The organism is Paenibacillus allorhizosphaerae (genome assembly GCF_042659105.1).
Lineage (GTDB): Bacteria > Bacillota > Bacilli > Paenibacillales > NBRC-103111 > Paenibacillus_G > Paenibacillus_G allorhizosphaerae.
The window spans coordinates 1,952,624-1,965,608 of the sequence record NZ_JBHSRV010000001.1 but is presented as its reverse complement, the minus strand read 5'-3'; the positions used below and the strand labels follow the sequence as shown (position 1 = coordinate 1,965,608).

10 protein-coding genes are annotated in these 12,985 nt (G+C 47.6%); 6 read left to right on the top strand and 4 right to left on the bottom strand.

Features of this window, described 5'->3' with window-relative positions; genetic code table 11:
* The first annotated feature begins 101 nt into the window (after positions 1-101).
* Positions 102-4,079 (top strand): OmpL47-type beta-barrel domain-containing protein, encoded by a 3,978-nt coding sequence (locus ACFQI7_RS08650; RefSeq protein ID WP_218098877.1) that lies wholly within the window; start codon positions 102-104, stop codon positions 4,077-4,079.
* Positions 4,080-4,247: 168 nt separating this feature from the next.
* Here ACFQI7_RS08650 and ACFQI7_RS08645 read toward each other — a convergent pair whose 3' ends face one another.
* Positions 4,248-5,546: an ABC transporter substrate-binding protein gene (locus tag ACFQI7_RS08645; RefSeq protein WP_218098876.1), complete on the bottom strand. Its 1,299-nt coding sequence runs from the start codon at positions 5,544-5,546 to the stop codon at positions 4,248-4,250.
* A 227-nt stretch (positions 5,547-5,773) separates the two neighbouring features.
* Here ACFQI7_RS08645 and ACFQI7_RS08640 point away from each other — a divergent pair, with 227 nt between their 5' ends.
* The 3 genes from ACFQI7_RS08640 to ACFQI7_RS08630 all read left to right on the top strand — a co-directional run bounded on the left by ACFQI7_RS08640 (position 5,774) and on the right by ACFQI7_RS08630 (position 8,895).
* Positions 5,774-6,601, top strand: a complete 828-nt coding sequence (locus tag ACFQI7_RS08640) for an AraC family transcriptional regulator (protein WP_218098875.1) — start codon at positions 5,774-5,776, stop codon at positions 6,599-6,601.
* A gap of 385 nt (positions 6,602-6,986) precedes the next feature.
* A complete protein-coding gene (locus ACFQI7_RS08635; protein WP_218098874.1) occupies positions 6,987-7,859 on the top strand; it encodes an AraC family transcriptional regulator in 873 nt (290 codons plus the stop codon).
* Between the two features lie 52 nt (positions 7,860-7,911).
* Positions 7,912-8,895 carry a phosphotransferase enzyme family protein gene (locus ACFQI7_RS08630; protein ID WP_230414929.1) on the top strand — a complete coding sequence of 328 codons (984 nt, stop codon included), beginning with the start codon at positions 7,912-7,914 and terminating at the stop codon, positions 8,893-8,895.
* A 237-nt stretch (positions 8,896-9,132) separates the two neighbouring features.
* Here ACFQI7_RS08630 and ACFQI7_RS08625 read toward each other — a convergent pair whose 3' ends face one another.
* Together ACFQI7_RS08625 and ACFQI7_RS08620 are read right to left on the bottom strand one after the other, a co-directional pair.
* Entirely contained in the window at positions 9,133-9,501 is a 369-nt protein-coding gene (locus ACFQI7_RS08625) for a beta/gamma crystallin family protein (protein ID WP_218098873.1), read from the bottom strand.
* 478 nt (positions 9,502-9,979) lie between these two features.
* The gene (locus ACFQI7_RS08620; protein ID WP_218098872.1) at positions 9,980-10,444 is read right to left on the bottom strand and encodes a MarR family winged helix-turn-helix transcriptional regulator; all 465 of its coding nucleotides are present in this window, start codon (positions 10,442-10,444) and stop codon (positions 9,980-9,982) included.
* A gap of 116 nt (positions 10,445-10,560) precedes the next feature.
* Between ACFQI7_RS08620 and ACFQI7_RS08615 the strand changes: the two genes are divergently transcribed.
* Positions 10,561-11,088 (top strand): hypothetical protein, encoded by a 528-nt coding sequence (locus tag ACFQI7_RS08615; protein ID WP_218098871.1) that lies wholly within the window; start codon positions 10,561-10,563, stop codon positions 11,086-11,088.
* A 460-nt stretch (positions 11,089-11,548) separates the two neighbouring features.
* Here the strand turns inward: ACFQI7_RS08615 and ACFQI7_RS08610 are convergent, their stop codons facing one another.
* Entirely contained in the window at positions 11,549-12,382 is an 834-nt protein-coding gene (locus tag ACFQI7_RS08610) for an AraC family transcriptional regulator (RefSeq protein ID WP_218098870.1), read from the bottom strand.
* 246 nt (positions 12,383-12,628) lie between these two features.
* Here ACFQI7_RS08610 and ACFQI7_RS08605 point away from each other — a divergent pair, with 246 nt between their 5' ends.
* Positions 12,629-12,946 (top strand): sulfatase-like hydrolase/transferase, encoded by a 318-nt coding sequence (locus tag ACFQI7_RS08605; RefSeq protein WP_218099032.1) that lies wholly within the window; start codon positions 12,629-12,631, stop codon positions 12,944-12,946.
* The last annotated feature ends 39 nt before the right edge of the window (positions 12,947-12,985 follow it).

Here is a 12,985-nt window from a genome sequence, read left to right as displayed (position 1 = left end):
TGAAAAATCATAGATTCATGGAAAGGAGGTGCGACAACTGCAATTGTAAGCGGTTCCGGGACATGTATCAGTCAACGAGTAGTGGAAAGGGGACGGTGGCAATGTTATTCAAACGCTTTCGAAAATGGACTTCTTTGATCGCGGTATTTTTTATCGTATTCAGTTCCTTGAATGGTATCGTAACGGCGGCGGACAGCGCGTCCTCCGCAGACTTGCTTGATCCGGATTTTATCGGCAGCCATGGCGGCAACATCGTATCTGCAACTCCGGATCCGAACAAGTCTCCGTTTACCGTGTTGGGTGAAGCTTTTGGCACGGATAACCCCGTTGAGGGCGCCACTAAAACCGCAAGAGAAATACTCGGGGCTGCCGTTGAAAGACATGTGGAAAATGTTTATGATACCGCTTTAAGCAAATACGTTTGGAAAGTGGAAGTGAATGGAAACGACTGCATGACCTGTTATTTGCACGGTACAACCTACGATAGCGCTACCGGCACGTTTAAGGGGGGGAATGACGACAGGCAACGAATCGAAATCCGGCCGGGGGAAGGCAACAGAAACCTGATCGGTTTGGAAAACGATATTACCGCTTACAACTGGAAGCTTAAAATCGATAAAGATATTACGAAGCCCGACGGTTTTTTTCATATTTTTCAGTATAAAGCAGTAAATGCGTATGGTACGGTCGGAAACAAATTGCCGCTTCATGACGCGGCCAATTACCCGAACTTTTCGAGTGACGAGGATGGGAATCCGATCCTTACACTGACGATTTCTTCGTCCGCTGTTCAAAATCTCGAATTCCGCTATGCGGATATCGGTTCGGAGGCGGGACAAGAAACGCTTGCCAGCATTCCGCTCAATGCCGTAAAGGACAAATGGGTCGACATTACCGTTAAGATACTTAACTCGGAGTCCGGTTGGGTTACGATGACCATGAAGGATGTGCAGACCGGCGAAATATTGATGGAATATAACGATCCTAACCGGATTCTGGATATGTGGAGACGTCCGGAGGTGAAGTATAACGGCAAAACGTTTGAGGGGCCGTATCCTGCAATCAGCGATATGCTGAACCGTCCGAAATGGGGAATTTACCGGAAGGCTGATAAATCGAATCCGAACGTCAAGGACGCCAAAATCTACTTGGCCGACATGAAGCTGTATAAATCGGTGGTCGGCGCTTCGCCTGTGAACCTTGCTTACGGAAAAAAAGCATATAATACCGGTGCCCAAAGCGGCAATGCATTTCAGTTGGCGAACGCCAAGGCGGAACGATTAACGGACGGCGTGCAAACCGACCCGGTGAAGTATACGAATTTGAACGTGCCTCAGAATAATTATTCCGCCCTTGGCGACTTGAGCTGGATCGGTACGGAAAGCTCCAAAAAGGGAAATGTCATTATCGATTTAGGCAAAGTCATGGATTTCAATCAAATTAAGCTGTTTGCTAAAACGTTAAGATTGAAATATGTTAACGTCTCGGTGTCGGACGCAACAGCTGCGTACTCCGAAGCGGAAGTAGGCAACATTGCGTTTACGCCCGTAGATTCTTTGTACACGGATGGCGGCAAACCATGGACCTACTTTAATGCGGCTAACAGCGGCGGAGACGACGCGGCGGATAAAGAATACTTAATCGATCTTGGGAAAACGTATACATCCAGATACGTGAAGCTTTATTTCGAAAATGGTTCCGGCTCCAACAGCTCCGGAGTAACCGGCGGTATCCCCACTTTCACAATGACGGGTCCTCCGCGTTTAACGGAACTAGAGATTTACAATGCGCCGCTGAAACCAAAGAACGTAACCATCAATTACTCCAGCGGTTCGGAGGCAACGATTTCCTGGGATCCGGTACCGGCGGACCGTTTCATCATTTACGATAACGGCAAGGCGCTGGACGAGGCTGCTTCCAATATACACAAGCTGACGAATTTAGACCCCGGAGCCGTCTACAATCTTTCTGTCAAAACTGCGTATACGGATCCTTATTCGTTCAAACCGATGCTTTCGGCAGAAAGCGAAGTGGAAGTTTTACGCACCGACGGAGATCCGATCATTCCTAATCCTCCGCCGTCGGTAACGGCGGCGGCCGTCTCGGAGAAATCCATCAACGTGAGCTGGGAGGCCGCTCCGGAAGCCCAGAGCTACAGGGTTGCGCTTGTTTCCGACGCGAATGAAAGAATCGTGGCGGATGATGTGAAAAGCACCTCCTACACGATTAGGGATCTGTCGCCCGGAGTCTCATACAAAGTCAAAGTATACGCTATAAGAAGAGGCACCGTGTCTACCGCCGCAGCGGAAGGCCGCGCGGATACCCCGGGCATTAAGAACGCTTCCGATAATCTTTTATTTAATAAAGAAGTTCAGTACTCGCGAGTGTGGAACGATGATTTAAACAGCTATGGCGCTCATAAAGCACTCGATAACGATGCGGCGGACGGCTCCAGGTGGGTGGCGCTGAAAGGCTCCTCATCGGCATGGATGATGGTTGATATAGGAGAGACAACGCCGGTAAACGCGGTTGAATACTACAGCTTCCAGAATAAATTGAAAAAAGTTTCTTTCTATTACGCAACGGATGGCGAGGCATTTACAAATCCGAATAGCGATAAGTGGGTTAAAATCGTTACCGACGACCGCGTTGCTCAAGGCAAATACGGAAATCCCGGCATTACAAAAATTGCCGAGCGTATTACACTTGCTGCGCCTGTAAATGCAAGGTTCATCAAATTTACAGTCGATGAAGTCGACGGCGATATTAACGTCAATGAAATTAAGGCTTTCGGACCGATTTCGTTCGTCGGGAATTCGGCTTTACGGGCCGGCGACAAAACAAGCACCGGCATTGAACTTAACTGGTCCGGCTCCAGTACGAACATCCCGGTTTCAAGCTACGAAATTTATAACGGTACGACGAAAATTGCAACCGTAGCGGCGAGCGTGTATAAATATAATGCCGCGGATCTTAAGCCAGGTACGGAGTATACTTTCCGGGTTAGGGGCGTTAGCGAGCCGTTGAATGGCTCCGTTTTTACTACCTTTGGCGGATTGACGTTAAAAGCCGCAACTTTGGCGGATACGCAGCCGCCGACAACTACGGATGATGCGCCGAAGGAGTGGGTTAACCGGGATACAAAGGTCAGCTTCCAAGCGATCGACACTGAATCCGTGGTAGCGGCTACTTATTTCACGGTGGACGGAGGCGCGCAGCAAACGGGGAACACGGTGACGTTGAGCACGGAGGGAACGCATACGTTAGCCTATTGGAGCGTAGATGCCGCAGGCAACGTGGAACAGCCGCATACCGTAACGGTACGCATTGATAAAACAACTCCGGTGACTGAAGCGTCGACTACCCCCGCTCAACCGGAAGGATTAAACGGCTGGTACGTTCATCCGGTGACCGTTTCCCTGAACGTTTACGATCATTTGTCCGGAGTGACGAGCACAGAGTACAGCTTGGATGGCGGAAGCAAATGGATGAGCTACTCAGGTGCCTTAACGATCGATCAGGACGGCTTGTACGGGCTTGCCTACAGATCGAAAGATGGGGCGGGTAACGCAGAAGTGGAGAAGAAAACGAACTTGAAGCTGGATTTCACGGGACCGGAAATTACCGTAACCGGATTCGTGTACGGAACATACAGCGATGCCTCGGAGATCCTACCGACGGTGGCCGTGAACGATCGGCTCTCGGGTGCGGATGAAGGCAAGACACTAGTACTGCTTGACGGCAAGCCTTACCAGCCGGGAGAAACGATTCAGCTTTACACGCTGCCTCTTGGTGCTCATTCCTTTACGGTAAAAGCAAGCGACTTGGCAGGCAATGCAAAGAGCGAAACCGTAATTTTCCAGACGGCAGCAAGTCTGAAAGGCTTGGAACAATTGGTGAATCATTTTGCAGCCAAGCAATGGATTCGTAATGCAGGAATAACCAATAGTCTTCTTAAAAAGCTGGAGCATGGCGATTTGCAGTCTTTCATCAATGAGGTTCAGGCCCAAAGCGGTAAACAAATCAATGGCGAGGCGGCGGGCTGCTTGCTGCGCGATGCGCGAGCATTATTGCAATAATTAATTGTAAACTCCTGCTTGTTAAAAGCGGGAGTTTTTCTTGTCAAACGCAGGATATCATGAAATGGTTTTTATCTTATTTGAATAAAATCGTTGTTCACATTGGGGTAAAAACTGCAGCTGCCAAGGCAAGGAGAGACCTTGCTATGGCAGCTGCATGATGTCGGGTTATTTCGCCTTCTCCAGCTGAATCGCTTTCTCAGCCTCCTCGTTCGCGGTTCGGAGCAGCGTGTTGATGTCGGAATTGCCGCTTACCAGCATATCGTAAGCTTTATACAGCTCCTTTTGCACGACGGCGTCGAAATCGCTGATGTTGCGCATCGGCGCCGCTTTCGTCTTGAAGATGGCTCCAATATTTTTACCTTTCAGAATGCTAACGTTCGATCCGAATACCTTTTGCATTTCGGGATCTTGAATGCCCGGCTGCTTGCCGTTTCTGCTCAGCTCCATCTGTACCTCTTTCGAAGTTAAATAGGCGAGCACCTGGAAGGCTGCGTCTTTGTTTTTGCCTGTGGAAGTGACGGCGATGTTGTGCGAGTCGATGCCGTGACCGACGCCGGGGGTGTTCTTGAACGTCGGGAACGATACCATATCCCAGTTCATCGGATTGCCATCCTTCTCCAGCTGTTCGAAATTTTGCGTGTTATCATAGGTAATATATGTTGCGAGAGTCCGGTCTTTTATAAACAGATCGCGGAACTTGCTGTCGTGTTTGTTGCCGGGTATAGAGTTAAACGACTGAATAACCTGGAAAGCTTTGACCCATCCGTCGGACGTCAGCACAGGCTTGCCCGTTTTCGGATCGACGTAGTCAAGCGCCATCGGGGCTCCGCCTCTCAGCGCGTACGGATCGACACCGGAAAACGGTACGCCTTCGGAGACACGGGTCAGCTTGCGGCTCAGCTCCAAGTAATCGTCCCAAGTCATATCGTCCTTCGGGTACGGAACGCCGAACTTGTCGAATATGTCCTTGTTGTAATACGTAACCGCATAGTTCATCGAGAACGGAAGCGCATACAATTGCGGACCGGCCGCCTGCTTTTTGATCGCATCCACCGCCTCGGGGTAAAATCGGCTCATATCGACATTGTATTTTTTCACGAGGCTGCTTAGATCTTCGAGCAAGTCGAGCTTCTTCAGCTCGGAAACGTACGGCGTGCTGAGAAAGATCAGATCGGGGAACGTTCCTGCGGCGATCAGGTCGTTGACGTTCGTGCCTTTCTCATTCTTGACGATGTCGATCGTCACGTTCGGGAACTTCTTCTGAACCGGATCGATGATGTATTTCTTTACGCTGTCGTCCGGGTAAGAAACCCGCATAAATAAGCTAAGCTTAATCGGCTCGGACCCAAGAGACGGTTCCTTCGATCCCGTTGCGGCCGGAGCTTCCGGCTTGCTGCATCCGGCGAGCATGGCTATTGCCATTATCGCGGTAATGGCCCGTTTCATTTTTTTTCTTTGAGACATGTGTAACTCCCCCTGAATGATATTGGCCTGACGGATTCGAATAGGATGTAATCGTTTGCATCCGTACGGTCTTTTCGTCAAGCCGTCATCTTTGTGAAACGCTATACTTGATTATAAGAAGCATGTGCGTCATCTCCAATGTTGTATCGTTACTTTTTTCATGTAAATTATTCACTATTATGCCAAGGCCGGTGTGCTAACTGAGAGAGAGTCGGAGGGGATATTTCGTGAATGAAAGCCACAAGAAAATCGTCGGCAGCTACTTGGCCAATTTGCAAATGGAGCTTCTGATGGCCAAATTCCGCAAGCTCACTTCTACATGGTCGGCAGAAGGGCGCGTCGATTCATTTTGCCGTTTGTACTATATCGTGAACGGAGAGGGATCGCTCAAAATCGAAGACCGTGAATACGATCCGAAACCAGGTCAAATGTTTTTAATTCCGGGAGATACCCGGTTATCCTACGCCAACATAAGCGATAACACGTTCACCAAATTTTGGTGCCACTTCAACGTTAAGGTCGGGAGCCATCAACTGTTTCAGCTGCTGAAGCTGCCTTACCGCATTGAAGTAGACAATCCGGCTTATGTAATTCATCTGTTCTCGGAGTTGGTCGATGCGCATGAACGGAACGAGAGGATGACTGCGCCGATTAAAGCGAGGGCTATGATGTTCGGCCTGTTCACGTATTATTTGGACAAGACTGCCGAGCAGGCGGTTCTTCGATCTTCTTCTTCGTCCAAAACGCAGTTCGACGAAATTTTGCAGTATATCGAAGAGCATTTGGCCGAGCCTCTGACGCTAGAACGGCTAGGCAAAGTGTTTAACTATAACCCGAACTATTTTATCCGCTATTTCAAATCGATGTTCAATATGTCGCCTAACCACTACATCGGCATGGCCCGGATAGAAAAGGCGAAGAAGCTGTTAGTGCATACGGACATGCCGCTGCAGGAAGTGGCGTCGGAAGTCGGACTGGAGCGATATTATTTCTCAAAGCTGTTCAAGCAATCCACGATGTATTCGCCCAGCGAGTATCGGAGAATAAATCGATAATATGCGTTAAACCGAAGTGGTTACACCTATGCAGCCGGCCAGTCCAATCGGCTGCTTTTGTCATTGAAGTAACTGGCAGATTAATCTAGTTATAGTGATTTTCTCCCAGAAATACCATGCGGGTTATGTTATGCTTGCCAATAAGAACGTAGGTAATCCGAAAGTGCCAAATTGAACGGGTACGATAGCTCAACACAATCATCATGATGCCGCTGCAGGTGATCGGGCGGCCTCATTAAAAAGGGCAGTAGAGCGTGGTGAAAGGAGTCGTATTATCACCTGCTCAAACCTGCGTTTAGATACTGGCAAACATGATATTTTTGTGCATAGATTGCAAGGCTTCATTCTCAGCACTTCATATAATGAATTGTGAAAGGATATCTGCATGGATTGGCTAAAACGTATGAACAACGCAATGGAGTACATAGAAACACACCTGTCTGAAGCGATCGACTTCGACAAAGTGGCTAGAATCGCTTGTTGCTCGACTTACCATTTTCAGCGGATGTTTTCGTTCATCACCAATGTTCCGCTGTCGGAGTATATTCGGCGCAGGCGGCTTACCCTTGCCGCATTTGAACTGCAAAGTAGTGGTATAAAGGTCATCGACGTGGCATTCAAGTACGATTACGAATCGCCTGAGGCATTTTCCAGGGCGTTCAAAAAAATGCACGGCGTGATGCCAATGTCAGCGCGCGACAAAGGCGTTTCACTCAAGGCCTACCCTCGGTTATCCTTTCATATTTCGATTCGAGGAGATGTGGAGATTAATTATAAAATCGAGGAAAAACAAGAATTTGAAATGTTCGGCGTTTCAACTCTGGTCAATGCCGATGGCGAAAGTCCGTTTATCGAAATACCTAAGTTTTGGGAGAAGTGCATTTCTGACGGAGCCGTAAAACGAATTCGTGCCGCAGCAGGTTTGGGGGAACATGGCCAGATCCATGCGGTTTTATACAACAACCAAGGCGGGAGACTCTCCTACATGATCGGTTATTTCCTGCCTCGGAGTGGCTTGCCGCAAGGGTTTGAAAAGCTTCAAATCCCCCCGCAAACGTATGCTATTTTTTCAACTGGCATAAACCCCGACGGACAAAACGACATTCATGGTTTGTGGAGACGTATTTGGGGAGAATGGTTTCCGACCTGTGATTATAATTTCGCAAATGGCCCTGAGTTTGAAATGACCTATGATAGAGGCAACGGCATGTACGAAATGGAAGTTTGGATCCCTGTCGTTAAAAAAAGCGAGTCGTAGGCGTAGTACCATATCATTACCTTAGTGTTAGGGGCGATTTCCTTTGGAAGGTGTGAAAAGAATGGATAATGCAATCATTGCGCAACATGCGCTGACGCAGTACGATATTAACGTAGTATCCGTATCGCCAATAGCTCAAAGCGGTGCCGCGGTTTTCAAAATTGAAGATAATCGTGGATTGTTATACAGCTTGCGTGTTCACAAATCTAAAATCAGTACGCTTGAAATGATGTGGACGCGCCCAGATGTGCTGGTTTCTGAGTTGGTATGGCTGGATGCACTTAATCGCGATACTAGTCTCACCCTCCCTGTACCAAAACGCAATCAGCAAGGGTCATATGTTACACAAGTGGACGATATAAATTGCACGATGCTCAGTTGGGTGGAAGGCGAGCAAAAACAATACTTTACCAGCGAGCAAGAATTGAAATCCACCGCTGAAATGACGGCAGCTTTGCACCATCATGCCAGTAAGTGGCAGCCCCCTTCATCTTTTGTCCGTCCAACGGTTAATCGTGCACGCATACAGAATGCTCTGGACTTGCTCAAGCAGCAGGTGCGGGAAGGGTTATTAGATGCATACGATGTTCAGATCCTGGAAGCCGCTGGGGAAAAAGCGATGGCCCTGCTCGACACTCTCCCTAAAAATAAGTTGACTTGGGGCGTATTGCACGGTGACATCGTTCCTCCCAATATCGTGTTTGTAGATGGGGTTGCAAATCCCATTGACTTTGGCGCGTGTGGATTCGGTCCTTTTCTCACTGACATAGCCATCACATTTACCTTTATTCATCCCAATGCCAGACAGCAATACATTGATTGGTATGGAAAGCACTTTCCGCTGCCAAATGATTATGTGGTTCAAATAGAAGCATTATTTATTTCGCTAGTGCTAATCGGGATGAGGAACGCTCTTGGTATGCCTGAATCGAACAATTGGCTGCCGACGCATGTGAAAAAGTCTGCATCTCGTGAATTTGGCAGGTATGCAAATGGGGAAAGCTTTTTATTTACTGGTACACCATTTTGGAAATAAGGGGAAATTTTACTCATAAAAATAGTCCAAGATTTCAGGAAAATGATAACTTGATTACACTGTCGGTCCCGACTTCGGCCAGAATTTGTTCTGTGCATTACCGTTTCTCGACACAAACATATGCGCATAATCGCGGAGAATATGATGTGTTAGGGATCAAGTTCTTTCAACGGAAAACATGAAATGTCGTGTAAACATGCCCGTCGGCATAAAACGCCGACGGGCACGGAGTATTGGTTATTGCTGGATGACCACTATGTCTTGTGGCGGGCGATTGTTGTTGGTGATGCTGTCAATCTGGGCGTTCGTCAGCCGGCGTCCAACAACGATGAAGGAGGACATGCGGTTGTCGAAACTTCCAAGGTCGTTAACGTTCATATTTCCGCGGAATACGCGCCTAGTGCCGCGGAAGTTCGTCTGTGACCACAACACTAACGTGACTTCGCGGCTATCCACAACATTTTGCAGACGGAAGCTGGAGAGCACCCCATTAAAACCGAGCGCTCTTGCGTCCCGAACAGCCGCCCCCCCTCTGCTGAAACGAATGCGGCGTCCCTCGAAGTCTGTGTCCGCGAAAAGCGAAATTCTGACATCCCGATTAGCCATTATAAATAACCCTCTTTCCCTGCGTGATAGTTCAGCATATGTAAGATGGTCAGGGAGGGCGTGGACTGATCCCCATAAAAAACGTTCTGAGCTGACGGATGACAAGAACTTTATGACATTCCCGACGGATCGTTGCAACTGAATAAGGATGGTCGGGAACGCCAGCTACTGTTAGAGCTAAGGGTAGAATACTTCAATATCCATAGGGCATACTACCATAAAAGAGAAAATGAGCGAATATGGATATGTGGAGATTTTTGATATTCACAATGTTTTTCTTTTCACTTACTAGTGGAATAAATTATGAGCAAGTAATCGCATCAGACAAAATGGTATTACCCTCGGACGATAGTAACATGGAGTATAAGCTGTATTTGGTGCGAACCAAGTTTATTTACCTGAACTTCGTAAATTTGCAAAACATGTTATATCAAAGCACACCAAAGATGATTAAACTCATTGGAATCATGGTAACGTTTTATTTTTTTAGCTTCAAAGTCTCGTTTCGGAGAATATCCCGGCTCCTTTCGAAAAAGTCAAAGAGGAACTTCATTTGTTCGTTATCATACTGCTCGAGCATCGCTTCCATCGACTGTCCAAACGATTGTAAATGTGACATGATATTGCTCTCCGCCTTTTTTGTGTGAACGCGGATCATCACTTTTCTGCGATCTTCCGGATCCTTTTCGCGGAACACATAATCCGCTTTTTCGAGGCGGTCTATAACTCCCGTAATCGTTCCTGTCGTCAGCCCCGTCAAATTCGAAAGCTCCCCCGCCGTTATCGGTTGATTCCTCAATATCATGTCCAAGCATTTATGGTCCGTCGAGTTTAATCCGAGCCTTTCGGCCACCGCTTGATGAAATAAAATGGTATCCGTACTAAAATGCCGCAGCTGATCATTGAAAATGCGGAGCAGATTTTCCCTTTCGTTTGTTGACACCAGTAGATCCCTCCATTTATAATTATCTTATCTCGCGAGATAAATTGTTTATTTGGGGAGATAAGTTCAATTCATTATAACATTTTTCGGCCGGCCGGAAAAAAGGAGCGTAGGGCATGTCCAAAAAATTATCGCAAAATCAAAAAAGCTGGTGGCTCATTACCCACCTGCTATTTACTGCGATGTGGATCGGAGGCGGCTTTACACAAATCATAATGATTGTTTTGATTCACCTGACGTCGAGCGGAGAGTTCCTGTACGTGGCTCATTCTTTCATGCATATTTTTGACCTGGCTCTTATTATTCCAGGCGCTTTGGGGGTCGTGATTACGGGGATTGTTTTGTCCGCGCGTACACATTGGGGGTTAACGAAATATTATTGGATTATTTCTAAAGAAGCGATCGCATTAATACTTATCGCATCAGGAGGTGTGCTCAACATTTGGGTACAGGACGCAATTCAAATTACGCTAACCGAACGTCTGAATGCTCTTAACAACACTGCTTATTTGCATGACCGGTTTATGCTTGGTCTTTTCGGTGCAGGCCAATTGATTTTATTGGTAAGCGTAGTATGGATTTCGGTCAAAAAACCTTGGGGTAAGCGGAAAAGCAAAAGGTTCGCCGAAGCAGCGGGCCAATAATAAATTGTTTTGTGGACAAAGCAGATTGAGCTACCCCGAAAATTTCACATAGCATAGATCTAAAAATGGCAATACGAAACTTAGTGTTTTTTAAAAACCGGAGAACGATAGCCAAATAGAGGAAGCAGTCTAAATTAAATCGTTTAGACTGCTTCCTTTTTTCAACTAAGTCTTGCAGGACTTACTACAGCCTCTCTTTTATATGCGCTCGCTGCTCTTGTATGCGTTCTATTGTTACTGCCATTGGTTCAGGGGCGCAAATGGGGGAATCGGCTGAAAACATTGATGGAGATGTCGGCTGGCGACGCCTAAGACTCTCGTCTGCTCTCCTAAGCTCATTGGCCTTCTCGCTGAGCGCTTCCAGAATACGCAAGCGAAGATCGCTGGAAAGCGCCTTCGCTGTATCGAGCAGAAGCGGGGAGGGTACCTGTTTTACAGAATGGGCTCTCACTCATGTAATTTACACTCTTTGATCATGGACTCTACTTTCTTCCCTATATTCGGTGGGCGTGCTGCCTGTTTTCTTCTTGAACACATTGGAAAAATAATGCGGATCCGCATATCCGATCCTGTAGGCGATTTCACCCACAGCCATCGACGTATCCTGCAGCAGCATTTTGGCGGTGTCTATTTTTTTACCAAGCAGGTAATTGTAGACGGTTGTGCCTGTCTCTTTTTTAAACAGCCGGTTGATTTGCTTGAATGACATGGCAAAATGCCTGCTCATGGAGCTGGAGTGGAAGGGCTCCGTCTCCAGCCGTTTCAAATACTGCTTCATTCTTTGTACTTCAACGGAAACCTTCGTTTGGCGATTCTCCACAAGTCCGGACAGCTGGGCGATAATTTCGGTGCACGTCAAGAGAAGTTCCATCTGAAGCCGCTCATGGTTCTCCCCGTATTGCTCCACCAGCTGAAAGCCTTTGCGGAACAAGCCTTCGAACGGGGTATCCGGAATATGGAAGGCCGATTGAAGCTGGAACGATTCAAACAGCTGCAGAACATTACCTCGGATATTGAACCATAAGTAGGTCCAATAATCCTCTTGGTCCGGATCAGCGGTCACCTTATGATAGCAGTCCTTCGGCAGAATGAAGACGTCTCCGGCTTTGGGGCGGAATGATAGAGAGTCGATGGTCACATTGCCCTGTCCCTTCAGCACGTAGGCAAGCACGGTGATCGTGGAACTATTGCGCACATTGAGGTAACTGGAATAGCAGTAATTAATGCCGAACATTCCGACGTAAATCGGCAACTTATGAACGAAGGGAACGATGTGCAAATCGCCGTGTTTCATAGGGTCCCCCCTGTCATTTTAGTTTCATTGTACCACAGACGAGCCTTCGAAGGCTCACGAAAAGATGTCCCTATTGCACACCGAATATTCCTTTTTTTATATTCTTTAAAGCTATAGGGCGAATTAAGATGAGAATAGAGCCACCATCCACCAACGAGGAGTGATCCATTTGAAACCTAACTTGGTCTATGTATTTGCTGATCGATTACGCCTGTCTTCCTTGGCTATGCCAGCGACAGCTAGGCCATAACGCAGCACAATATCGACAGACTGGCGACGGAGAGCCTGAGCTTCTCGAACGCGATCTCGGGACATCCGGTGTGCGCCCCGTATAGGGCATCGTTGTTTACGGGTAAATATACGACGAGCACGAGCATGGTGAGCAATGAAATCCGCATGAATCCGAACCATCACAGCATTGCATACGTCCTCCTTGAAGAAGGCTATGACACCGCATACATTAACAAAATGGCATTAAGCAATGCTGAACAAAAGATGAGGGAGGGCCCCTCGGGGCCGCTGTACAGGCGGAGGCTTCAAACCACCTTAAGCTGCTGCGGTTAAAAGCCGTCGGTGGTTAGCGTTAAGGAAAAGGCAGAGCGA

Bases quoted from the DNA above. Each gene is read 5' to 3' on its own strand.
- ACFQI7_RS08625 (WP_218098873.1), bottom strand. From the start codon at position 9,501: ATGGCTAATCGGGATGTCAGAATTTCGCTTTTCGCGGACACAGACTTC.
- ACFQI7_RS08610 (WP_218098870.1), bottom strand. From the start codon at position 12,382: ATGAAACACGGCGATTTGCACATCGTTCCCTTCGTTCATAAGTTGCCG.
- ACFQI7_RS08635 (WP_218098874.1), top strand. From the start codon at position 6,987: ATGGATTGGCTAAAACGTATGAACAACGCAATGGAGTACATAGAAACA.
- ACFQI7_RS08645 (WP_218098876.1), bottom strand. From the start codon at position 5,546: ATGTCTCAAAGAAAAAAAATGAAACGGGCCATTACCGCGATAATGGCA.
- ACFQI7_RS08650 (WP_218098877.1), top strand. From the start codon at position 102: ATGTTATTCAAACGCTTTCGAAAATGGACTTCTTTGATCGCGGTATTT.
- ACFQI7_RS08615 (WP_218098871.1), top strand. From the start codon at position 10,561: ATGTCCAAAAAATTATCGCAAAATCAAAAAAGCTGGTGGCTCATTACC.